A 24,969-nucleotide genomic window follows, 5' to 3' on the forward strand; every position below is an offset into this window, starting at 1 on the left:
CTTTCAACAACGTTTAGATGTCTTTGATCATCTGTTCTAACTTTTCTTTCGACTCACCGGTCTTTTCTTGAATTCTTCCAAGTAATTCATCAGATTTTCCTTCGGCATATGTTAGATCATCATCTGTAAGGTCACCATATTTTTGTTTAAGTTTCCCTTTTGCTATATTCCACTTGCCTTTAAATTGTTCTTCATTCATGATATATTGTTTTTAAGTTATATCACTAAGTTAATCGCTACATGTAAAGGAAATCTTAATAATAGGCGATAGGGCAAACATTGGTTTTAATACCGTTAATTTTGGAGTGTCTTTATGATAATCAGCATCAGATAAGGTAATCTTAAAGAATATTCTGGTGTTTTAAGGTTGTAGGAAGGGGAGTGAGCATAGTGTTTTGTTATCCGCTTTCCAATGGCACTTTACAACGATACTATTGTTGGTTCTGTTTTTTAGGGTAAAACCTCTAATTTTCCACAATAATTGTTGATAACTTACCTTTGCCCAATAACTAGAAAGGCTATATTTCATGGGGTATTGCGTATATTTGTAAGATTGCAAAATTTGAAGTAAAACAACCTTAATTTTATGAGCGAAGAAGCAAATAAGAAAAATTATTCGGCAGATAGTATTCAGGCCTTGGAGGGAATGGAGCACGTACGTATGCGTCCATCCATGTATATAGGTGATGTTGGGGTCCGTGGTTTGCACCATTTGGTATATGAAGTAGTTGATAACTCTATTGATGAGGCTATGGGTGGTCATTGTGACAGCATTAGCGTGATCATAAATGAAGATAATTCCATAACCACTAGAGATAATGGTAGGGGTATTCCTGTTGATTTGCACAAAAAAGAAGGTGTATCTGCATTAGAGGTTGTTATGACCAAGATTGGTGCCGGTGGTAAGTTCGATAAAGATTCTTATAAAGTATCGGGTGGTCTTCACGGTGTTGGTGTATCTTGTGTAAATGCTCTTTCTGATCATTTGACCGCTACGGTTTTTAGAGATGGCGTAATATGGCAGCAAGAATATGAGCGTGGTAAGGCTTTATACCCGGTAAAAAGAATAGGGGAGACTGAAGATAGGGGTACAGAGGTGACTTTTCACCCTGATAATACCATTTTCACACAAACTATAGAATATAGCTACGAAACTTTGGCGAATAGAATGCGTGAGCTTTCTTTCTTGAACAAAGGGGTAACCATTAGTATAACAGATAAGCGTCAAAAAGATGAAAAAGGGGAGTACGTTGGCGAAACGTTCTTTTCTAATGAAGGTCTTAAGGAGTTTGTTAAGTTTTTAGATGGTAACCGTGAGTCTTTGATACAAGGGGTTATTGCTATGGAAGGGGAAAAGAATGACATTCCTGTTGAAGTAGCTATGATATATAACACTAGTTATACAGAGAATCTTCACTCGTATGTAAATAATATTAATACGCACGAAGGTGGTACGCATTTATCTGGATTTAGAAGAGGATTAACTTCTACTCTAAAGAAATATGCCGATGCTTCTGGAATGTTGGATAAGTTAAAGTTTGAAATTCAGGGAGATGATTTCCGTGAAGGTTTAACGGCAATCGTATCCGTAAAAGTTTCTGAACCTCAATTTGAAGGTCAGACAAAAACAAAATTAGGTAACAGAGAGGTTTCGGCAGCAGTAAGTCAAGCAGTGTCTGAAATGTTGACAGATTATCTTGAAGAGCACCCGGATGATGCTAAAACTATTGTTCAAAAAGTAATTCTTGCGGCACAGGCTAGACATGCAGCTTCTAAGGCTCGTGAAATGGTACAGCGTAAGAATGTCATGAGCGGTGGTGGTTTGCCTGGTAAACTATCAGATTGTTCTGAGCAGGATCCTGAAAAATGTGAGATTTTCCTTGTTGAGGGAGATTCGGCGGGCGGTACAGCAAAAATGGGACGTGATCGTAATTTTCAGGCTATCCTTCCCTTAAGAGGTAAGATTTTGAACGTTGAAAAAGCTATGCAGCATAAGGTTTTTGAAAACGAGGAAATCAAAAATATGTATACAGCCCTTGGTGTAACCATTGGTACTGAAGAGGATAGTAAAGCACTGAATCTTGATAAGTTAAGATACCATAAGGTAGTCATCATGTGTGATGCCGATGTAGATGGTAGCCATATTGAAACCTTAATTTTAACTTTCTTCTTCCGTTATATGAGAGAGTTGGTAGAGAACGGGCATATTTACATCGCTACTCCGCCGCTATATTTGGTTAAAAAAGGTCAGAAAAAGAGATATGCTTGGAGTGATAAAGAACGTGATGAAATTGCAGATAGTTACAGTGGAGGTGTAAGTATTCAACGTTATAAGGGTCTTGGTGAAATGAATGCCGAGCAATTGTGGGATACAACCATGAACCCTGAGTTTAGAACATTACGTCAAATTACCATAGATAATGCGACCGAAACAGATCGTGTTTTCTCAATGCTTATGGGCGATGAAGTACCGCCAAGAAGAGAATTCATTGAGAAAAATGCTGTTTATGCAAACATTGACACATAGAAAATACCCATTACACAACAAAAACCTGCGTCTACGGCGCAGGTTTTTTAGTTTTAGGTAAAATTAGAAATATGAAAAGTCTACTTACTTGTGTTTTTATAGGTACATGCTTAACTGCAACAGCTCAGGCCGATTTTAATAATGTGCTTTCGGCAGGTGTTGAAGATGCAGAGCGTTTTACTACTTCGTACATGGAACCATTATCTGAAAGTGTAGTCTATGGTATGTCAACAGGATGGTATAATACTGCAGATGCAAAACCTCTCGGCGGATTTGAAATTTCAATTATAGGAAATATTACAGGATTTAAAAACAAAGAGGATAAAAAGACTTTTATACTTGATCCTAGCGAATATGAAAACTTGGACTTTGTTGAGAACCCCGGGGTGGCTAGAGAAGTATCGACCGCTTTAGGTGATATTTCTGGTACAGAGGTTTATGTTGAAGGAGAGGTACTTGGAGTAACCGTTAGGGAAACCTTTGAATTGCCTTCTGGTTTGGCAGGTGAAAATATAGATTTTGTTCCTTCGGGTTATATACAGGCTAGTGTAGGTTTAATAAAAGGTACCGAAATAAAAGCACGTTTTTTACCTAAAATGGAATATGAAGATGCGTCTGTAGGTCTATTTGGGGTAGGTATACAGCATGATTTCACGAAATTGTTGCCAGCTGATAAAATATTACCTGTGGCAATTTCAGCCGTGATAGGATATTCTAATATAAGTGGAGATTATGATTTGACCAATGCAAAATTAATCGATGGTGAAGATCAACGGATAGAGGCTGAGATAGGGAGTTGGGCATTTGGTGCGGTAGTTTCTACTAAATTACCGATCATTAATTTTTATGGAGGTGTTAATTATATTACCGGCAAATCGGTTACAGACGTGTTAGGAACGTATAGAGTTACCAGCGGTCCATTTGCATCTGAAACCTATGTAGATCCTTTTTCTATTACCAAAAAAGTAAATGGTGTAACCGGTACTTTAGGTACAAAACTTAAGTTGGGCTTCTTTAGATTAAATGCAGAATATAATTTAGGAGAGTTCAATACGGCTACGGTAGGTATTAACTTCGGATTTAGGTAAATTGCTAGTAATAGTATCAAGTATTGAGAATGTTGGACATATCCGTGCTCTAGCGTTGTTTTAAGCGATGCTAAATAGTATTAATGTTGAGATAAATCTGACTTTTGATATAACTTGATTTTTGAACTTGATTTTGAATTTACTTTTTTCCAACAACCAACAACCAACAACCAACAACCAACAACCAACAACCAACAACCAAAAAATAGCCAACACATAGGAATAAAAAAGACTGCCCAGATCTCTCCGGACAGCCTTTTTCCCATGGCCCTGTTAAAATCGTTTATTCCCTAATTGCCAAGGTGGCACCATCTTTCTCCTGAAGGTAAAAACTATCATCGGTAGATTTTATGGTGATTATATTGTTAGGTTTTCCGTCAAGACCTTTATACTCAACTGTATAAATATCGTCTTGTTTAGACCAATTGAAATCTGTTTTTAAGGTAATGGTAGAACCTTCTATTTCATGATATCTACCAAGATAGACATCGTTGAAAATCCATTCTTTACGTACGGTTTGCTTTGCGGAATTTTCGGTTACGATCAAATCGGACTGAGACCAAATTCCAATAATGGGATCGGTGTTTTGCTCTATGCGAGAACAGTTCGCAAGAAACACTATGGCACAAATGGCCAACAAAGAGAGGAACTTCTTAGTCATAAGTAGGTTAATTTAATTTTGGATTTGGGATCCATAGTAATTAACGTGACTAGTTTGGGCTTATTATTATAATTCGATGTATGGTAACTATTTGACGATTTCTTCGTTAAAGCGCAATTTTTTTTAACAAAATGTGCATTTTGTCGATGTTTTTAACCACTTTTTCAGCTAATTAAATCAAGCTGCGAATAGCATAATTCATCAATAAATACCTATTTTTGAGGTGAAAATTCAATACACATAAGGTGGGTATTCCATTTTATATATAATAATTCATAAAATTAAAATAAATGAAAGTTACAGTAGTTGGTGCTGGTGCAGTAGGTGCTAGTTGTGCAGAATACATTGCCATTAAAGATTTTGCATCAGAAGTGGTTATTTTGGACATTAAAGAAGGCTATGCAGAAGGTAAAGCTATGGATTTGATGCAAACTGCATCATTAAACGGTTTTGATACCAAAATAACAGGTAGTACAAATGATTATTCAAAAACTGCAGATAGCCATATTGCAGTAATTACATCTGGTATTCCAAGAAAACCGGGTATGACTAGAGAAGAATTGATCGGTATTAATGCAGGTATCGTAAAAACGGTATCTAGCAACCTTTTAGAGCATTCACCTAATGTTATTATAATTGTAGTAAGTAATCCAATGGATACTATGACTTACTTGGTGCATAAGACTACTGGTTTACCTAAGAATAGAATTATTGGTATGGGCGGTGCTTTAGATAGTGCACGTTTTAAATATCGTTTGGCAGAAGCCATGGAAGCTCCTATTTCTGATATTGACGGTATGGTAATTGGTGGGCATAGTGATAAAGGTATGGTACCTTTAACTTCTCATGCTACTAGAAATAGTATTCGCGTTTCAGAATTTTTATCTGATGAAAGATTAGAGCAAGTTGCTGCCGATACTAAGGTTGGTGGTGCTACTTTAACCGGATTGTTAGGTACAAGTGCTTGGTACGCACCAGGTGCAGCAGTTTCTGCTTTGGTACAGGCTATCGCATGTGATCAAAAGAAAATGTTCCCTTGTTCTACAATGTTAGAAGGGGAGTATGGTTTAAATGATATCTGTATTGGTGTGCCTGTAATCTTAGGAAAAAATGGAATTGAAAAAATTGTTGATATTCCATTAAGTGATGCTGAAAAAGCAAAAATGCAGGAAAGTGCAGAAGGTGTAACCAAAACGAATGGACTTTTAGAGTTGTAGTTTTTTAACTCCTAAATATAACAGAAACCCTTTATAGTTGAACTATAAAGGGTTTCTTGGTTTAAGAAGATAGGCTTCAGGTACATATATTGTAAAAAATATACTACCTAGCATATTTTTCTTTTTATATTTGCCGCATGAATGCAAAATGGTGCGTAAGTACTTTATTTATTATTCTAGCCCTACTTGGGTTAAGTCAAGAGCAGAAGAAAACTTCTAATCAACAGATTTCACTTGAATTTGCTGATGTTGAAATGTCTTCAAATTCCGCTCATGATGAGATTTTGGCAGTAATAACCAAAAAGCTCGAAGTTCTTGGTGTTGATGCTATCGAAGTGATAGAGAATGACGAAAGACAACTAAGCATTCGTTATTACAGTGATGTTGATGCTGAGAGTGTTAAAAAATTTCTTTCTGAAGAAGGTAAGTTTCCAATAGGGTTTAATGGTGAAAAGCCTGTTGATGATCAAGATGAGCAATTGCCCGGTCAATATAATTTGGTCGTATTGGATCTTCATCAACAAATCGATAATGGGTTTCAGTTAAAAGCGACTCTAGTAACCGCTCAAGATTATAAGTTTGAGATTACCTACAATCCATTTACACTACACGTAAACAACGAAATTGCCATTGATCATGATGCCATAGAAGAGTTGGCAATAAAGATCAATAAAGGTGTTGCAATTACCGTAAATAATACTTCACATAATATACCCGAGGTTAGGGCAGGTCCCCAAGGGAATAGAAATAGCTAAACTTCAATATCTATGTAAGACGTAATTACTTTGCGACAAAGTAATATGCCTAGATTTTTAAATTACTTAATACGTATAATCAACATAAATTAAATATATAAAAATGCAAAATAAGGGACTTATAAAGCTATTTGCTTTATTATTCGGGTTAGTTAGTATATACCAGCTATCCTATACTTTTGTTACAAGCAAAGTAGAAAAAGAAGCGAACACCTTCGCGGCCAGCCGTGTGTCTGAGTCAGAAGAAGGTTATGTAGCAAAGAGAGAAACGGTAGCGGCTAACTATCTAGACTCTATCGGTAATAATACCGTTTTTGGCTATACCAATTATAATGAAGCCAAAAAGAAAGAATTAAACAAGGGACTTGACCTTAAAGGTGGCATCAATGTAACCCTTCAAATTTCTGTGAAGGATATTCTTAAAGGACTGGCAAATAATACTAAAAGCCCAGTTTTCAATAAGGCTTTAGCTGATGCAGATGCCGCATCTAAAAATAGTGACGATACTTACATTGAACTTTTCTTTGAAGCTTTTGACGCTATAAAAGGAGATACTAAATTGGCTTCACCTGATATTTTCGCTAACAAAGGTCTTAGTGATGAAATTAACTTTCAAATGTCAGATGATGAGGTTAAGCCTATCATCCGTAGAAAAATAGATGAATCTATCGTTTCTGCTTTTGAGGTATTGAGAGAACGTATCGATGGTTTTGGTGTAACACAGCCAAACATTCAAAGAGAAGGTAATTCTGGTCGTATTTTGGTTGAATTGCCAGGTGCTAGAGATATAGCACGTGCACAAGACCTTTTATCTAGTACGGCTCAATTAGAGTTTTGGGAAACGTACAAACAAAGTAATACAAGCTTCAGCACATTCTTAATTCAAGCAAATGAGAAGCTAAAAGAAATTGTTGAAGTAAAAGAGCCTGAGCAAGTTAAAGAAGAGTCAGAGTTAGATTCTTTGTTATCTGATGTTTCTGCTGATTCTTTAGATTTGGCAACACAGGTGAATCCTTTATATGAGCTATTGATACCTGCTAATCCAGGTTCAAATGCAATGTTCCGTGCCGCTGTAAAAGATACGGCTACTATTGGGTCTTATTTAAGAATGCCGGAAATTAGAAGGTTATTACCTGCTGATATTCAGTTCACCAAGTTTGTATGGGAAAGACCTGCTACCGAAGATACTGAGGTTATTGATTTATATGCCTTAAAATCTAATCGCGAAGGTACGCCTAGAATTAGTGGTGATGTGGTAAGTGATGCAAGAGCGGATTTTGATCAGTTCAGTAAGCCTGCAGTATCAATGACCATGAATACTAAAGGAGCTAAAGAATGGGAAAAATTAACAGGAGATGCTTACACCAACCAAACTGGTATTGCAATTGTTTTAGATAATAAAGTATATACTGCACCTGGTGTTTCTTCTGGTCCTATCTCTGGTGGTCGTTCAGAAATTACGGGTGACTTTACAGTTAACGAAACAAAAGATATCTCTAACGTACTTAGAGCTGGTAAACTTCCTGCTTCTGCTGAAATAATTCAGTCTGAAATTGTTGGTCCTTCTTTAGGTCAAGAAGCTATTGACAGTGGTTTTATGTCTTTCTTGATCGCTATGGCAATCGTTCTTTTATGGATGATCGCTTACTACGGTAAAGCTGGTGCTTTTGCAGATGTTGCTTTACTATTGAACATATTATTGATCTTTGGAGTGTTAACTAGCTTAAATGCGGTATTAACATTGCCTGGTATTGCTGGTATCGTATTAACAATTGGTATGTCGGTTGATGCCAACGTACTTATTTTTGAGCGTATTAAAGAAGAATTGGCAAAAGGTAAGGGCAAGAGCCAAGCTGTTGCAGATGGTTTTGGTAATGCATTGTCATCAATTTTAGATGCGAACATTACTACAGGTTTAACGGCAATTATCTTATTTGTTTTCGGTTCAGGACCAATTAAAGGTTTTGCAACTACATTATTGATCGGTATTATAACTTCTTTGTTTACTGCAATATTTATTACCCGTTTGTTAGTTGACTGGTATATTGGAGGAAAAGGTAGAAGTTTAGATTTCTCTACTAGTATTACAAAGAACTTGTTCAAAGGAATCAATATCGACTTCTTGGTGAAAAGAAAAATAGCTTATGTTATTTCTGGAATATTGGTTGCAATTGGTTTGTCGTCTCTATTCTTTGGTCCAGGATTACAGCAAGGTGTAGATTTCGTTGGTGGTCGTTCTTATACAGTTCGTTTTGAGCAACCTGTTAATCCATCGGAAATAGCATCAGAATTAAATACTGTTTTTGGTAGTGGTACTAATGTAAAAACATACGGAGAGTCTAACCAAGTAAAAATAACTACCCCTTATAAAGTAGATGTTGAAGGAATTGAAGTTGACACTGAAATTCAAGATAAGCTATTTACTTCTTTACAGAAGTACTTGCCAGACGGTATTAGCAAAGATGCATTTGTTTTGGGTGGTGTTGATGATGAAGCAGTTGGGATCTTACAATCTGTAAAAGTAGGGCCTACTATTGCAGATGATATTAAAAACAATGCTTTCTTGGCAATTCTAGGATCATTGGCAGTAGTGTTCTTATATATCTTATTAAGATTTAGAAGATGGCAATTCTCATTGGGAGCTGTTGTTGCGGTATTCCATGATGTATTGATCGTACTAGGTGTATTCTCTATTTTCGGTAAATTGATGCCATTTAACATGGAAATCGATCAAGCGTTTATTGCGGCAATATTGACTGTAATTGGTTATTCGTTAAATGATACCGTGGTTGTATTTGACCGTATTCGTGAGACATTGGCAGAGCGAGGCTGGAATGGCGGTGCTAACATTAACTATGCAATAAACAGTACATTAAGTAGAACATTGAATACGTCATTGACTACCTTGGTAGTGTTATTGGCAATCTTCATATTTGGTGGTGAATCATTAAGAGGATTTATGTTCGCAATGATAGTTGGTGTTGTTATAGGTACTTATTCATCTGTATTTATTGCAACTCCTGTAATGTTCGATGCACTAAGCAAGAAAATTACATCTGGAAAAGAGTAATAAATTTTAACTAGCTCAAAATAAAAAAGCCGTTCAGAAATGAACGGCTTTTTGTTTTTATAAAAATGCTACCTATTGAATGAGGCCTGTTGAACCTTGCTCAGAAGGTATAAGGTTTAAGGTTCGTTTGGGCTTTAAACCTTTTTCTTTTCTATGGGATACAAAAATGATAGCCGTATCTGTTTCTACTGCAAATTTATTGACCAAGGCAACCAATAACGCCGCCGATTCGTCGTCCATGCCTGCCGTTGGTTCATCTAAAATTAATAAAGGTGGTTGTTTTACCATGGCACGCGCAGTCATGATTAGACGTTGTTTACCTGTTGATAGTTTATTGAAATAAGTATTTTTTATTGATGTTAAGTCCAATAATGCCAACCATTGCTTTATTATTCTCTGTTGAAACTCCGTTGGGCGCGTATATAAACCTACTGAGTCGTTTAACCCAGAGATAAGCATGTTTTCTATAGAATGCCTTCCGCTGAATTTATCGGTCATTGCCGGGGCATAATAGCCGATCTTTTTCTTGATGTCCCATACACTTTCGCCGCTTCCTTTTTTGCTGCCAAAGAGGTAAATTTCTTGACCATATGCCTTTGGGTTGTCACCAAATATCATTGAAAGTATAGTGGATTTACCACTGCCGTTGTTGCCAGATAATTGCCAGAAATCTCCTTTGATTATTGACCAATTGATATTGTTAAGAATTTTCTTCTCTCCGTATGAAATACTTACGCTTTTAAAATCAACCAATGTATCTGGTAAATTAGCGAATTCAATACCAGATTTAGGTATGCTAATAGTGGTAAAGCTGTTGGGTATCTTGTTTTCGTTAGATGGAGAGGAATCCATAACTGAAAACTTGTCTTTTTCAATAAGTCCGTAATTATTGATAAATGAAAGGGTATCGGATTTTCTACTTGCTAATTGTATAAAGGAAATAGATTCGGAATGTGCTTCAAGTATGGTTTTTAGTTTTTTTTGAAATGCCACATCAAGATTATCAAAAGGGTTGTCCAATATAATATAATCAGGATTCTCGTTTAACAAGTGATGGAGTAATGCTTTTTTTTGTTCTCCACTTGACATAGTTTTTAGTGCCTGGCCTTCATTGCCTATAATTTTTATGTCATGCTTGTCTTCCTCGTCTATTAGTTTTTCTAAGGTAAAATGAGAAAATAGCTTTCCGTTTTTTAAAGCAAACTCCTTAAGGGCGGTGGGTATTTTTCCGTGTTGAAAATCTTTAATGAAGCCTTTCTTGTTAGAGTCGTTGTTTAGATATATTGCCCAGTGATTCATTTATGCATTAATTCTATAAATATGAACTTGATTATTGTGGTAGGTGGTCGTGAAATCTAAAAACATGCCGTTTTTTATTGCTGTTTTTTGAGATGGCACATTATCTACCTGTATGATAGATATAAGACTGTTTGCCCATTTCTTGTTGAAGGCCAATTTTTTACATTTTTCAGCAGCCTCAAATGCATAACCTTGTCTCCAATAGTTTGGTAAAATGGAATAACCAATTTCAAATTCTTGTTTGCCATCAACTTCTTGTATTAATATGCCGCATAAACCGACAAGAGTATTGCTGCCTTTTAAAAAAAGCGCATTCATACCGCCTAAGTTTTTGTGGTAACGTTCAAAGATTCTTTGAAACTGTTCTTTACAGGCGGTTATTGGGTCACTTGGTAAGCCAAACCAATATTGACTGCTTAAAGGTTCCTCATGAAAGGGTAGCCAATCTTCAAAATCAGAATTTTTTACCTCTTTAAAAAGTAGGCGTTCAGATTCTTCATTGAATAATACATATGCCGGCATTATATTGTTTTAAAAGGTACGGTAGTAAACAATATTTAGTTTCTACTAAAACTAATGCTGTCACCAATAGAAAGCCCTAGTTCTTGCGCTAGCCCACCATTTATTTCTAGTACGTACTTTATTGGAACTTGAGATGAGAGGCCTGTCTCGTTAAGTGGTTGAGCATTCTCTTGAAAACTGGCAATTGTCAAATTCTCTTTTATGTAAATGATATCTAATGGAAATTCTGTATTCTTCATGTAAAAAGAATGCATTCTTTCATCAGGAAAAATGAATAACATACCTTGATTTTTTTCCATGCCCTTGCGGTACATAAGTCCGGTTTGGGTTTCGTAATCGGTCTCGGCAAATTCAATGTTGAACTTAGTCTTAACCGTATCACTTGCATTTAGAAAAATGGTTAAATCCCCTTCATGAGTGAAATCTATGCTTTGTGTGGCAATGGTCTTTTTTTGCTCTTCTTTACAAGAAAAAACCAATATTGCTGCTACAATTAAAACAACCCAACTTTTAAGTATGTTTTTCAATGTTATGTAGTTTTAGTTTTTCTGAACATGAAATAGAAACCGACTAAGATAAAAGGGATACTTAACCATTGGCCAGTAGAAAGCAGTCCTAATGATTCTTCAAAACCTCCTTGGCTTTTCTTTACGAATTCCGCAAAGAAACGCACTGTCCAGAGTAGAACAAAGAACAAACCGAACAAGTAACCTGTTTTGTTTTTTTTGTCGGTTTTCCAATATAGAAAGTACAGTAAAATGAATATAAATATATAGCCTATTCCTTCATACAATTGTGCAGGATGACGGTATGGTATCTCTGCTAAATACTGAGAAAATTGCGGATTGTTTTCAATAGCGGAATAAGCTGCATTCAAGGTTTTTTCTTGAGTAATCCCTAATGCTTTTGATGGATGTAGGTCGTCTGAGTCCCTTATGAATTTAGTGGCGAATATGAAATTTTCATCAACCACCTTACCATTGATCTCAGAGTTGAAGAAATTTCCTAAACGAACACAGAATGCACCTATGGAAACTGGTATTACCATTCGGTCAAATATCCAAAGCATATTGAATTCAGGATATTTTCTAGTGTACAAGTAAGTTCCAATGATAATACCTATAGTGGCTCCGTGACTTGCTAAACCAGTGAAACCGGTAAATTCATAACCATCTATTAGTCCAAACAGTAAACTGCCCGAATCACTTTCTCGAACAGGAATTAAAATCTCTATAAGGTGATTAGAGTAATATGCCCAATCATAAAAAAACACATGACCTAGTCTAGCACCCAACATGGTGCTTAAAACCGTGTAAATAAAAAGGGAATCTAACTGTTCTACAGATTTTTTCTCGTTGAGGAAAATCTTTTTCATTAGAAACCAACCTAGGGCAAAGGCGGTTATCCAAAGTAGATTGTAGTACTTTATTTGAATGAAGCCGATATTGAAAAGTGTCTCATTCGGATTCCAAGTAATTCCTAAGAAATGCATGTGTTGAATTTAGAAAGGCTAAGATAATAAAATAGAAATCTACTTAGGCTTTAGATTGTGGAAATCGGTTTTGTTATAGGTTAAAAGAGCGTTAAGAATTTTGAAAATAGAGAAAAGTGAAAATAGATAATTGAAAAGAATATTTAATTTGTGAAACTAGGTTAGCAGTTTATGACCTACTGTACTTAGTTTGAATAGCCTAGTTTTTATTCTTGAGTTTGTATTTTGAACTTGAACTTTTTAAGGAACTGGGTCGTAGCCTTTACCGCCCCAAGGGTTGCAGCTAAAAATTCGTTTTGTGGCTAGCCATCCCCCTTTAAAAAGCCCATGTTTTTTTAATGCTTCTAAGGTGTAATGCGAGCAAGTGGGAGAATATCTACAAGTAGCAGGAGTGTAAGGTGATATGGCTAGTTGATAAAAACGAACCAACAAAACAAAAGGAGCAATGAGAATTTTTTTTAGTGTGATTTTCAAATCGATAAATTGATACTGCAAATTTACTACAAAACTGTAGAATGTATTTAAATAATAAGTCCGGATGGGTTGCATCCGGACCTATGACATTTAAATGGTTTTTGTTTAGGCACCTATTCTTATGGGTTCTAAATGAGATGCTTCTTCTTCGGTATATAATCTAGATCGAATCAAAAACCGAAGACCTAAAGGAATTTCCAATGAAAAACTAGAGCCAATACCCTGGGTAATATCAACTGTTAACTGCGTATGTTTCCAATATTCAAACTGATCTTTCGACATATGAAAGTCACAACCTTCAATTGAGCCCAAGCACACATCGTTATCATCAAGCATTAAATCGCCTTTTTCAAAACACATGGGTGAAGAACCATCACAGCACCCACCACTTTGGTGAAACATAAGTCCTCCATGTTTTTCTTTTAATTGGGCAATTACCTCTGCTGCTTTATCGGTTACCAGAACTCTTTTTGTCTTCATTGTATTAGGTTTTTTAAAAGAATCCCATTTTTTTCTTATCGTAAGAGATAAGCATGTTTTTGGTTTGACGATAGTGCGACAACATCATTTTGTGATTTTCTCTACCAATACCTGACTTTTTATACCCACCAAATGGCGCATGCGCAGGGTATAGGTGATAACAGTTCACCCAAACTCTACCTGCCTTTATGGCTCTTGAAATTTGATATGCTTGGTGTGTGTCGCGTGTCCAAACTCCGGCACCTAATCCGTATAAAGTATCGTTTGCAATCTCTATGGCCTCCGCTTCATCCTTGAAGGTAGTTACGCAAAGAACGGGACCAAAAATTTCTTCTTGGAAAACGCGCATCTTGTTATTTCCTTTTAAGATGGTTGGTTCTATGTAGTAACCGCCTTCTAAACCTTCGTTGTACGCTTGAGAACCTCCGGTAAGCACTTCACAACCTTCTTCTTTTCCTATTTGAATATAGCTGAGAATTTTTTCGAACTGATCGTTAGAGGCTTGCGCACCCATCATTGTATTAGGGTCAAGGGGGTGCCCCATTTTAATTGCTTTGGTACGCTCTATGACACGTTCAATAAATTTGTCGAATATGCTTTCTTGAACCAACATTCTAGACGGACATGTACAAACTTCACCTTGGTTTAAAGCGAACATGTTGGCACCTTCTAAACATTTATCAAAGAATTCATCATCGGCGTCCATAATACTCTCAAAGAATATATTCGGAGATTTACCGCCCAATTCTAAGGTAACCGGAGTTATGTTTTTAGATGCGTACTGCATGATTAATTGTCCGGTAGTGGTTTCACCTGTGAAAGCTATTTTGTCAATTCTTGGGCTAGATGCCAATGGTTTTCCTGCCTCAGCACCGAATCCGTTTACTATATTAAGAACTCCGTCAGGTAAAATTCCTTCTATGATTTCCATTAGAACTAAGATTCCTACGGGAGTTTGTTCTGCTGGTTTTAACACTACACAGTTTCCAGCAGCTAAAGCCGGTGCTAATTTCCAAGTAGCCATTAATAAAGGAAAATTCCAAGGAATAATTTGACCGACGACCCCTAAAGGTTCAGTAACATTTAAAGCCACGGTATTAGAATCCAATTCACTTACAGAACCTTCTTCGGCTCTTATAACACCTGCAAAATATCTAAAATGATCTACGGCTAATGGTAAATCTGCTGCGCGGGTTTCTCGAATTGCCTTACCATTGTCCCAAGTTTCTGATCTTGCCAAAACTTCAAGATTCTGCTCTATTTTGTCTGCAATCTTTAAAAGCATATTGCTTCTCTCGGTAGCTGAAGATGAGTTCCATGATGGAGCTGCTTTCCATGCAGCATCTATTGCCTTTTCAATATCTTCGGATGTTGATCTCGGTATTTTTGTAAATGATTTACCATCTACAGGTGAAATATTGTCAAAATACTCTCCCTTACTCGGTGCTACCCATTTGCCGCCAATATAGTTTTCATATTGATTTTTGAATTTGGGTTTTTGAAGTACATCTTTTTCTACAGTTGCTGTTGTGCTCATAATATATGATTTAAGTTAATACTGGAAGTAAGTGTATTGAGTGTGCATCAATACAATACTCTAAATGTACTTCTCATAATATCAATTTGTCTGACGCATTCTACGAATAATATGAACTATTCTATCAATAATTGATTTTATGATTTTTTTAAGTATATAATTTTGTAAATTCCTTAAAATTAAATCAATATAATTGTGATTCAGTTATCTGACAGTTTTTTAAAAGGAAGACGCTTGGAGACCATGGTCGAGAACCAAACATCGTACTCGATGAACAATGCGACCATGCATGTTTTTGAAACCCATGAGCAAGCAGCAAGTGTTCTCCTAAAATTTGAACAGCCTGTTTTGGCAAGTATGATTCAAGGAAAGAAGATAATGCACTTGCGCGATTATGAGGTATTTGACTTTTTGCCCGGTGAATCTTTGGTATTGCCCGCCAATGAAAGTATGTGTATCGATTTTCCTGAGGCCATGGCAAAGAACCCAACCAGGTGTTTGGCAATGGCAATATCTGAAGAAAAGATTAATAAGGTATTGCAGTTTATGAACGAGAACATGCCTAAAAGTAATAAAGAGGCATGGGGACTAATGGATTATAATTTTCATTTTGTGAATGATAGAGGAATCTATCAAATTATACAGCGCTTATTGTTTCTTTTTTCAGAAGATCACCCATCAAAGGATATATTCGTTGATAATATGTTACGCGAGCTGATCATACGAATTCTGCAGACCAATGAACGTAAAATATATAGTAATGCAACATTGACCATTAAGAAAGAGAGTAGGTTGACCGAGGTTATACGATATATAAGAAATAACGTTCACAAATCTTTAAGCGTAGATTTTCTCAGTAAAATGGCTTGTATGAGTCCGTCACACTTTTATAGAACGTTTAAGCAAGAGTTGGGTATATCACCAGTAGAGTTCATAAATAATGAACGAATAAAACTAGCGGTAGGTTTATTGCAAGATCCCAATAGAAGTATAAAAGATGTGTATCTTGATTGCGGATTTGAAAGTAGATCGTACTTCAATAGAGTTTTTAAAACAAGGCAGCATTTGGCACCCGGCGAATACCAGTCTAAAATTCAAAAATCCAGATATTTAGATTAAAGGCTGTAAGTTGTACCGTCTTTACCGTCTTTTAATCGAATGCCCAATTCGGCCAATTGATCACGTATTTTATCTGAGGTAGAAAAATCTTTATTCTCCCTTGCAGCTTTACGCAGCTCTATAAGCAATTCGACTACACCACCTAGTTTTTCTGTATCTGCGTCTGAACTACTTTTATTTTCAAGACCTAAAACATCGAATACAAAACTGTGCAATGTAGCTTCTAATTCTTGCTTGTCTTCTTCCGTAATAGATTCAGTACCCTCTTTGATCAAGTTGATGTGTTTAACGGCATCAAAAAGTTTTGCTATTAAAATAGGTGTATTGAAATCATCGTTCATTGCGGCATAGCAAGATGATTTCCAACTTTTAACGTCAAAATCGGTAGATTTGCCCGTTTTTAATGATTTCAAAGAATTAAAGGCTTCCATTAACTTGTTAAACCCTTTTTCAGACGCCAGTAGCGCATCATTGCTCATATCTAAAATACTGGTATAATGAGCCTGCATCATAAAAAACCTTACCATTGATGGGGAAAAGGGCTTACTTAAAATATCATTCTCACCAGAAAAAATCTCACCAGGAAGAATACTGTTTCCTGTAGATTTTGCCATTTTTCTTCCGTTCAAGGTCAGCATATTGGCATGTAACCAATAATTTACCGGACTTTGACCGTTGCAAGCTTCAGCTTGGGCAATTTCGCATTCATGATGTGGAAATTTTAAATCCATTCCGCCGCCATGAATATCAAATGTTTCACCTAGGTATTTGGTGCTCATGGCCGTACACTCTAAGTGCCACCCTGGGAAACCATCTCCCCATGGTGATGGCCACCTCATAATATGTTGTGGTTCTGCTTTTTTCCACAATGCGAAATCTTGCGGATTGTGCTTGTCGTCTTGAGCGGCAAGATCACGTGTATTGGCAATCATGTCTTCAAGCTTGCGCCCACTTAACTTACCATACTCGTGCTCTTTATTGAATTTTGCTACATCAAAATATACAGAACCATTGGTTTCGTAAGCAAATCCTTTTTTAAGTATATCCTTAATTATTTCAATCTGCTCTATAATATGACCTGTTGCGGTAGGCTCAATACTCGGTGGTAAGAAATTAAATTTCTCTAAAATATTATGGAAATCTACAGTGTAACGCTGTACAACTTCCATAGGTTCCAATTTTTCTAAACGTGCCTTTTTTGCAATTTTATCTTCACCGTCTTCTGCGTCATCTACCAAATGACCGGCATCGGTAATATTACGAACGTAGCGTACTTTATAACCCAAGTGTTTAAAGTATCTGAAAATCATGTCAAAGGACATAAAAGTTCTACAGTTTCCTAAATGAACATTGCTGTACACTGTTGGTCCACAAACATACATGCCGATATGACCTGTATTTATGGGTTTGAAAACTTCTTTTTTTCCTGTTAAGGAATTATATACTTTAATTTCTTGACTTTCGTACAATTGCATGAAGCTATATGCTATTAAAAATGGGTATCTAAATTTAAGTAGTTCAAAAACTCACGGCGAACCAATTCTTCTTTGAATTTTCCACCATATTCAGCTGTAACCGTACTACTGTCTATGTCGCGTATGCCTCGAGAATTTACACAAAGGTGTTTTGCATCTATTACACAAGCAACATCTTCAGTACCCAACGCTTTTTGTAATTCTCTTACGATTTGAATATTCAAGCGTTCTTGTACCTGAGGTCTCTTGGCATAATAATCGACTATACGGTTCATTTTTGAAAGCCCAACTACAGTACCGTTTGAGATGTAGGCAACATGTGCACGACCAACTATAGGTAGCAAATGATGCTCGCAAGTAGAGTATAATGTGATATTTTTTTCAACTAACATTTCACCATACTTGTACTTATTGTCAAAAGTAGAAGCCTTAGGTTTTCTGCTAGGATTTAATCCGCCAAAAATTTCGTTCACATACATTTTAGCAACTCTGTTAGGAGTTCCTTTTAAGCTATCGTCGGTTAAATCTAGACCCAATGTTAGCATTATCTCGCGTACGTTATTGCGAATACGTTCAATCTTTTCGGCATCGTCCAAATCAAAAGCGTCTGAACGTAATGGAGTATCTTCTGACGTAGAAATATGATCGTTTCCTATTTCGTCAAATTGATTTTCCAGTGTATCCTCAATTTTCATTTTATCTTTCTTTTACAAGCTGCAAAGATATACAATATGTGCCACTTTATAACTAATTACGGGCATTACACAACATAAATTAGCCATAACGTTAAGGTCTCGTTAATTTTATTTTTCCAAATCACATGGCCCCTATGACCAAGTATGGTATCTCCATTTTTTTAATTTGCTTTTTTGGTGTCTTCACATGTTTTGCTCAAGTGTCTTCAGACTGTGCCAATGCAGTACCTATTTGTTATAATACACCTGTTAATGGAGGAACTAATGGATACGGAATAGATGATTATAACGGCGCTTCTATTTCTGGTTGTATTACCCAGGGTAGCGGTACCATAGAAACCAATTCTGCATGGTATACCTTTAAAATAGGTGAAACAGGGCAATTAGGTTTTAATATAGGATTTGATTCTAGTGAAGATTGGGATTTTGCCCTATACAGAACGAATGATTGTAGTGCATTGGGAGATCCAGTGAGATGTAATTATTTTGATAACTCAGATAATAGTAGTTATATAGGAGTGGGGGAGGACCCGACTGGTATTAATAATATACAGTATGATGGTTGGTTAACGGTAGAACCTGGTGAGGAATACCTGTTAATGATCAATAATTTCAGTAACAATAACTCCGGATTTTCCATTCAATTTTCAGGAAACATCTTTGTAGAGTTTCCTAATTCCGCTTTAGATTGTGATATTATTGACAATTTATTGGGGCCGCCAATTATCGCTTGTGATAATGAAACGGTAGTTTTAGATGCTACAACCACTGATGCTTTAGATTATGAATGGTATCTTGATTCTGGGGTGGGCTATCAGCAGATTCCCGGAGAAAACGACCCTTTGTTATCTGTCGCAGTTTCTGGTATGTATCGCGTTTTGGTGGTAAGACCTTTAGGGAATAATTTAATTAGTGAAACACAAGTAGCTTATGCGCCATCGCCCGAAACTTTTGAATTGGAAGATGAAACCGCATGTTTAGATGGTACGGCAATTGATTTTAATCAAAAGGATGCTGAAGCATTGGGAGGACAAAGTCCGATGGATTTTCGTGTCTCTTATCATGAAAGTTTTGCAGATGCATTTGATGGTGCCAACGCACTTTCAAAAGAATATGTACCTACACAAATTTCGCAAACCATATATGTTAGAACTACTTCAATAGAGAATTCAATGTGTTTTGATGCCTCTGAATCTTTTGAGGTAAACGGTATTGAATTGCCGGTGTTAGATTTTGAAACAGAAGTTTATATCTGTGGCGATGAGCCTGTTGTTACTATTGGTCAACGAGTACCCGACGCTAATTTTACGTACGAATGGAGTTCGGGTCAAACTTCTTCTTTAATAACGGTAGCTGAACCCGGTGTATATACGTTGTCTGTAACAAATACTCAAGGGTTGATACAGTGTATTACTGTTAGATCGGTTACAGTGGTTTTTTCTAGTCCGCCGGTAATATCAGATATTACCATTGAATATGAAGATGATGCTTCTAACGTGGTCAATGTCTATTTGGAACAAGATGGTGATTTTGAATTTCAAGTAGATGATGAAACGCCACAAAGTAGCGGACTTTTTAATAATCTATTCCCTGGCGAGCATACTATTACTGTTCGAGATATAAATGGTTGTGGGTCAGATACCAGAGATATAGTGGTTGTAGGGTTTCCAAAGTTTTTTACTCCAAACGGAGATAATGTTAATGATACATGGACGGTAAATGGTTTATCTGCATTGGAAAACCCCGTGATAACTATTTATGACCGTTATGGTAAATTATTGCATCAGATCTTTGAAGGTTCTAGTGGTTGGAACGGTTCGTTCAATGGAAGCCTGTTACCAGAATCAGATTATTGGTTTAAACTTTCCTACACCAATTCCTTAGGTGAAAATACCAACGCATCTTATATTAATAATCACTTTACTTTAAAGCGCTAGGGTTAATTTTTAGTGTCTAAAAGTGTATTTTATCGATTAAATGCTAGAATCTTCGCTGTAAGATACTAAAGCAGGTCATGTGTAGTTATAATATACATCACGTATACTAAATAGCTACACATTTTATGAGAACACTCATTTGTTCTATTTGCTGCATGTTTCTTTTCTGTTGGAATGTTGCTGCACAGAATTCAGCCGATTGTAGAACGGCTATTCCTGTTTGTGCCGATCAACCTATAATGGGTATTGCAGGTGGTTCTGGTGATGTTGATGATTTTGATCCAGAAGTTATCAGGGAAACGGGCTGCTTGGAAAAAGGTAGTTTAACCTCGGCAAATATAGAGTTCAATACATCATGGTTCGTTTTTAGAGCGGGTACGGGTGGTCAAGTCGGTTTCGATATTGAAGCGCTACCATCTTCGGGGTCAACACCTACGGCAGAATGGGATTTTGCCGTTTATGGACCAGATGTTGATTGTGCCGATATTAGTAATGGTACGGCTCAGCCAATTCGTTGTAATTACGAAGTGAACGATACAAATTTTACCGGGCTCGGTGTTAATCCAGATAGTGGTCAAGAAGGTCAGGCTTCTTTAACGGGCAATCAAAACACATATGATGAGTATTTAGATGTACTGCCAGGGGAAATTTATTATATACTGATCAACAACTTTGCTGATAATTTTACTGGTGACCCAGAGCCCTTTATGTTGACTTTTACGGGTAGTTCTGTAAGTGCTGACCAAAATACGGCACTAGACTGTACGCTAAGAGATGAATTTTTAGGATTGGATATTGTGGCTTGTGAAGGTGATGATCCAATAACCATTAGTGCTATGAACTCGCCTGCAGGTGCAGATATTGCTAGTGTAGAATGGACAGTTGACTATGAAGATGACGGTATTATTGATGATACATTAACGGGATCGGGAGATTTTGGAGCTGAATTGGTTATTGTTAGCCCTAATACAGGACGTTACTTTGCTACAATTACAACTGCTTCTGGTTCTCCTCCAACGGTAAGTGATGATAGTGGGGTTATGGTGACCTTTTATGGTACGCCTATTTTAGACCGTGTAGAAACATTGGACACCAATCTTTCTATTGATCCAGATCAAAATAATATTGAATTTATTGTAGAAGGTGATGGTGATTATGAATATGCTATTAATGGTGGTTTATTTCAAGATAGTCCGATCTTTATGAATGTGCCTCCAGGAATTAATACGGTTATTATTAACGATAAAAATGGCTGTGGTATAACCGACCCTTTGGAATTTTTAGTGGTAGGCTACCCTAAGTTCTTTACGCCAAATGGTGATGGAACAAATGATGACTGGAATGTAAAAGGTATTGAAACATTAAATAACCCTGTTGTATTTATTTTTGATAGATACGGTAAGTTGTTGAAGCAATTAGGACCCACAGATGGATGGGATGGTAATTTTAACGGACAGCAAATGCCATCTACTGATTATTGGTTTCGCTTTGAATATGGCGAGCAAGAAGATGGCTTATTGGTTGCCAAAACCCGAAAAACTCATTTTTCATTAAAAAGGTAAAACCCTCAGGACAGGCTCATGAGGCATTTAAAGGAAATAAACTTTTAATTTCTAGGCAAGCCTCGGGGTATTATACCCTTTGGCGGTGCCAATAAAATAAAAAAGGGGAGCAATTGCTCCCCTTTTTTATTTGTATATGAGTCTTTTAAAAATTTATCGTATAGCTTAATGTGGCATTGGTTATACCTCTATCAATCATTGCAGGAGTAGTAATTCCTGCATTGAAAAGTCGTTCGCTAACATCTTGTTGAGAACGGCTTAAAGAAAAATCTAATTTACTTCCTCCGAAATTATAGCCAATTCCGCCAGAAATAGCATTTAAATCTCCAATAGTATTGCCATTTGCGTAAGGACTTTGTTCAAAACGATAACCTGCTCTTAGGCTAACTTGTTGAATTCTGTATTCGCCACCAAGTCTAAATGTGGAAACAGCGCCTAAATCACTTGCAATTTGTGAATTCACCGTTTGAAAACTTGGATCGCTAGTAGGTCGTAGTTCCGATTGTGAAAAATCTTGGTAACCGTAATCGAAGCTTAATAGTCCGTCTTTTGCGAAAATAACAGCCAAACTACCTGTAAGTTTACTTGGCGTTTTAACAGTATACTTTTCAAAAAGGTTTACAATGTTGAAGTTGATGAAATTAATCTCTTCGTCAGCTAAATCAGAATTAATGCGTTGAGACGTATTATCTTCTAAACGGTACCAAGTTGGAGATTGGTAGCTACCGCCTAAACGCACATTATCATTTAATTTTGCAATAGCACCTAAGCTAAAAGAGAAACCATTTCCTTCTGTTTCCAAATAATTATCAAAAGTGGTTCTTGTAATTTCAGAATTGGGTTCATATCCTCCTTCTGTAAATTCATCATATTGTGTGTATAGAACACTGTGAAAATTTAACGAGGCGCCTAAGTAGATATCTTCTTTATATTGAGAAGCGACATTTACTGTAAATTTACTATTGTAGCCCGTAGTTCTTCTTATGAAATCTTGATCAACAAAATCATAAAGTGTATTGCTTACATAATTAGTGTTCGAGTCATCTTCGGTTTCCGGGTCAAGTATACCACCATAATATCCTAAAAATGCCTGTTGGTCACTATATCCTTGAAATGCGCCAATATCAAGATAGGCTTCTTCCAAGAATTCACCATCTTGTACAAGAATGGAACCAAATGGCGTGCCCTGTGCATATTCTGAGAAATAGGTGTCAATACCTTGATTACTACTGCCCGAAACATAATATTCGTTATCGAAATTATCTACTAAATCGTAATTAAAGGCAAGTGTAAATTTTTGCCAATCGGAATTTGGGTTCGTATTTCTAAACACGAATACCCCACCTAATTGGTTCATTTCAAAATTATTGTCTTTTGTAATATTGGCATCACCAAAATAACGGGCATCATTATTTATATGATAATTAGATCCCGAAATTGTAAAAAGGCTATTGCTGAAAACCGCTGATCCGGCAGGGTTTATGTTTAAGGATGATAAGTCGCCGCCAAGTGCTCCAAAAGCACCTCCCATGGCTTGAAAGCGAGCAGTACCTTGAAGGTTTTCAGTGCCGTAACGTAAGGCTTCATTTATATTTTGTGCACTACCAATGGCGCATGCCATTAGTATTACGAAAGTTAAATATCTTTTCATAGCAATATTTCGATTTTGATAAGTGATTGATTTTAGTTTCTTCTGCCGCTGCTACTTCTTGAAGATCCAGAAGATCTAGATGATCCGCTACTTGAACTTCTAGAGCTGCTTCCGCTGCTGTAGGATCTGCTACTAGAACTACTTCTGCCTGAGCTATAACTGCTACTGCTTCTTGAACTGCTGCCGGTGCTTCGGTAAGAACGACTTGAACTACCAGAGCTTCTACCTGATGAATAACTTCTTGAGCTACTACCAGAGTTTCTGTAAGTGGAAGTTCTTGGTACCGCAACCCTGCTACTGCTAGATCTAGTTGAACTGGAACTATAGGTTCTAGGACTGCTACTATATCTGCTGCTGTAGTTTCTTGAAGAACTACTATATCTAGGTGTAGCTCTTGTACTTCTACTTGTTCTGTAGGCTCTATTTTGATCTACACCGACTGTTCTTCTAGTAGTTGAATTTCCTGAATAGGTTCTTGAACTACGAGTGTTTGCAGAACTTCTTGCCGTAGTGGCGCGTGTAGAAGTACTTCTATATCTTGGTGAGTTGCCTCTGGTGTTTACATTAGAACGACCTCTTGCCGCTGTTGAAGAAAGTCCGCTGTTATTGGTACTTGTTCTTGTATAATTTCCTCTTCTTGAATTGTTGACCGCATAGCTTCTGTTGGTATATCCACGATAACGGTTGTTATATCTATTTCCGTAGCCGTATCCATAAGCATATCCATAATAAGGACGGTTCCATCCAAATCCGAAACCTGCATAGCCAAATCCAAATCCGGTATAACCCCAGTTATTCCATCTATTCCATCCCCAAGGTCTGTTCCAGCCATAACCGTAGTATCCGCCATAACCCCAGTTGTTCCATCCCCAATTGTTCCAACCCCAAAATGGGTCGTTCCAACCGTAAAAACCTCCATAACCCCAGTTGTTCCAACCATTATTATGTATATAAATACTTACATCGGCATTGTTGCTACCCCAGCTACCATAACCTTCATAGTCATTTGCATCGGCGTAATAATCCGTTAACTGCTCATCGGTAATTGTGTCATTTACAATATTGCTTGAATAAGAATCTACATCGGTAAATATTTCACTATCCAATATTTGATCATATTGATCGGCTTTATCGCCAAAATATGCTGAATAGGTATCGTCTTGAGCGGAGTTTTGGTTGTAATTTCTTTGTTCCGGTCTTCTTTCTACTGTTCTGGTAACATCATCTGAATAGATGCCGTCATTGTCGTAATATGAAGATTGCTGGTAGGTACCGCAAGAAGCTGTAAATATAGCAAGGGTTACCAACATTGAGATGTTGCGAAGTTTGTTGTGGGGTAAGGAATATATCATCGGATCAAAATTATATTGTTGAACATATTAAAAATAACTAGTTTTACCCAATTATT

The 24,969-nt window shown here is 36.7% G+C and carries 21 protein-coding genes; 8 read left to right on the forward strand and 13 right to left on the reverse strand.

The window, feature by feature from the left end; translation table 11 throughout:
• Positions 1-13: 13 nt before the first annotated feature.
• Entirely contained in the window at positions 14-199 is a 186-nt protein-coding gene (locus tag DCS95_RS09895; protein ID WP_116770617.1) for a CsbD family protein, read from the reverse strand.
• Positions 200-586: 387 nt separating this feature from the next.
• On the opposite strand from DCS95_RS09895, the gene gyrB reads away from it, so the two are divergent.
• Together gyrB and DCS95_RS09905 are read left to right on the forward strand one after the other, a co-directional pair.
• Positions 587-2,527, forward strand: a complete 1,941-nt coding sequence (gene gyrB / locus DCS95_RS09900) for a DNA topoisomerase (ATP-hydrolyzing) subunit B (protein WP_116770618.1) — start codon at positions 587-589, stop codon at positions 2,525-2,527.
• A gap of 71 nt (positions 2,528-2,598) precedes the next feature.
• Complete coding sequence (locus DCS95_RS09905) at positions 2,599-3,615, forward strand: DUF6588 family protein (RefSeq protein ID WP_116770619.1); 1,017 nt, start codon at positions 2,599-2,601, stop codon at positions 3,613-3,615.
• Positions 3,616-3,898: 283 nt separating this feature from the next.
• Here DCS95_RS09905 and DCS95_RS09915 read toward each other — a convergent pair whose 3' ends face one another.
• Positions 3,899-4,276 (reverse strand): hypothetical protein, encoded by a 378-nt coding sequence (locus DCS95_RS09915; RefSeq protein WP_116770621.1) that lies wholly within the window; start codon positions 4,274-4,276, stop codon positions 3,899-3,901.
• A 290-nt stretch (positions 4,277-4,566) separates the two neighbouring features.
• On the opposite strand from DCS95_RS09915, the gene DCS95_RS09920 reads away from it, so the two are divergent.
• The 3 genes from DCS95_RS09920 (at position 4,567) to secDF (ending at position 9,318) form a co-directional block, all read left to right on the forward strand.
• Complete coding sequence (locus tag DCS95_RS09920) at positions 4,567-5,493, forward strand: malate dehydrogenase (RefSeq protein WP_116770622.1); 927 nt, start codon at positions 4,567-4,569, stop codon at positions 5,491-5,493.
• A gap of 137 nt (positions 5,494-5,630) precedes the next feature.
• Positions 5,631-6,248, forward strand: coding sequence for a hypothetical protein (locus DCS95_RS09925; RefSeq protein ID WP_116770623.1), 618 nt, complete (start codon positions 5,631-5,633; stop codon positions 6,246-6,248).
• Between the two features lie 103 nt (positions 6,249-6,351).
• Positions 6,352-9,318 carry a protein translocase subunit SecDF gene (gene secDF / locus DCS95_RS09930; RefSeq protein ID WP_116770624.1) on the forward strand — a complete coding sequence of 989 codons (2,967 nt, stop codon included), beginning with the start codon at positions 6,352-6,354 and terminating at the stop codon, positions 9,316-9,318.
• Positions 9,319-9,390: 72 nt separating this feature from the next.
• Here the strand turns inward: secDF and DCS95_RS09935 are convergent, their stop codons facing one another.
• The 7 genes from DCS95_RS09935 to exaC form a co-directional block, all read right to left on the reverse strand.
• Positions 9,391-10,617, reverse strand: a complete 1,227-nt coding sequence (locus DCS95_RS09935) for an ATP-binding cassette domain-containing protein (protein ID WP_116770625.1) — start codon at positions 10,615-10,617, stop codon at positions 9,391-9,393.
• Positions 10,618-11,139: a GNAT family N-acetyltransferase gene (locus DCS95_RS09940; protein WP_116770626.1), complete on the reverse strand. Its 522-nt coding sequence runs from the start codon at positions 11,137-11,139 to the stop codon at positions 10,618-10,620. It abuts the gene before it with no gap.
• A 35-nt stretch (positions 11,140-11,174) separates the two neighbouring features.
• Positions 11,175-11,666, reverse strand: a complete 492-nt coding sequence (locus DCS95_RS09945) for a DUF192 domain-containing protein (RefSeq protein WP_244178435.1) — start codon at positions 11,664-11,666, stop codon at positions 11,175-11,177.
• 2 nt (positions 11,667-11,668) lie between these two features.
• On the reverse strand, positions 11,669-12,631 hold the full coding sequence (gene lgt, locus DCS95_RS09950) for a prolipoprotein diacylglyceryl transferase (RefSeq protein ID WP_116770628.1): 963 nt from the start codon (positions 12,629-12,631) through the stop codon (positions 11,669-11,671).
• A gap of 240 nt (positions 12,632-12,871) precedes the next feature.
• Complete coding sequence (gene yidD / locus DCS95_RS09955) at positions 12,872-13,099, reverse strand: membrane protein insertion efficiency factor YidD (protein WP_425269156.1); 228 nt, start codon at positions 13,097-13,099, stop codon at positions 12,872-12,874.
• 111 nt (positions 13,100-13,210) lie between these two features.
• Complete coding sequence (locus tag DCS95_RS09960; protein ID WP_116770630.1) at positions 13,211-13,585, reverse strand: DUF779 domain-containing protein; 375 nt, start codon at positions 13,583-13,585, stop codon at positions 13,211-13,213.
• 13 nt (positions 13,586-13,598) lie between these two features.
• A complete protein-coding gene (gene exaC / locus DCS95_RS09965; protein ID WP_116770631.1) occupies positions 13,599-15,122 on the reverse strand; it encodes an acetaldehyde dehydrogenase ExaC in 1,524 nt (507 codons plus the stop codon).
• Positions 15,123-15,317: 195 nt separating this feature from the next.
• Between exaC and DCS95_RS09970 the strand changes: the two genes are divergently transcribed.
• Positions 15,318-16,241: an AraC family transcriptional regulator gene (locus DCS95_RS09970; RefSeq protein ID WP_244178436.1), complete on the forward strand. Its 924-nt coding sequence runs from the start codon at positions 15,318-15,320 to the stop codon at positions 16,239-16,241.
• Here the strand turns inward: DCS95_RS09970 and cysS are convergent.
• On the reverse strand, positions 16,238-17,716 hold the full coding sequence (gene cysS / locus DCS95_RS09975) for a cysteine--tRNA ligase (protein ID WP_116770632.1): 1,479 nt from the start codon (positions 17,714-17,716) through the stop codon (positions 16,238-16,240). The genes DCS95_RS09970 and cysS overlap by 4 nt on opposite strands.
• 14 nt (positions 17,717-17,730) lie before the next feature.
• The gene (gene folE, locus DCS95_RS09980; protein ID WP_116770633.1) at positions 17,731-18,411 is read right to left on the reverse strand and encodes a GTP cyclohydrolase I FolE; all 681 of its coding nucleotides are present in this window, start codon (positions 18,409-18,411) and stop codon (positions 17,731-17,733) included.
• Between the two features lie 134 nt (positions 18,412-18,545).
• On the opposite strand from folE, the gene DCS95_RS09985 reads away from it, so the two are divergent.
• Both DCS95_RS09985 and DCS95_RS09990 read left to right on the forward strand, forming a co-directional pair.
• Positions 18,546-20,348, forward strand: a complete 1,803-nt coding sequence (locus tag DCS95_RS09985; protein ID WP_116770935.1) for a T9SS type B sorting domain-containing protein — start codon at positions 18,546-18,548, stop codon at positions 20,346-20,348.
• 125 nt (positions 20,349-20,473) lie between these two features.
• A complete protein-coding gene (locus DCS95_RS09990) occupies positions 20,474-21,910 on the forward strand; it encodes a T9SS type B sorting domain-containing protein (RefSeq protein ID WP_116770634.1) in 1,437 nt (478 codons plus the stop codon).
• A gap of 145 nt (positions 21,911-22,055) precedes the next feature.
• Here DCS95_RS09990 and DCS95_RS09995 read toward each other — a convergent pair whose 3' ends face one another.
• Positions 22,056-23,561 carry an OmpP1/FadL family transporter gene (locus DCS95_RS09995; protein ID WP_116770635.1) on the reverse strand — a complete coding sequence of 502 codons (1,506 nt, stop codon included), beginning with the start codon at positions 23,559-23,561 and terminating at the stop codon, positions 22,056-22,058.
• 32 nt (positions 23,562-23,593) lie between these two features.
• On the reverse strand, positions 23,594-24,871 hold the full coding sequence (locus DCS95_RS10000; RefSeq protein ID WP_116770636.1) for a hypothetical protein: 1,278 nt from the start codon (positions 24,869-24,871) through the stop codon (positions 23,594-23,596).
• Between the last annotated feature and the right edge of the window lie 98 nt (positions 24,872-24,969).

This window comes from Maribacter litoralis, from assembly GCF_003075045.1.
In the GTDB taxonomy this organism is placed as follows: Bacteria; Bacteroidota; Bacteroidia; order Flavobacteriales; family Flavobacteriaceae; genus Maribacter; species Maribacter litoralis.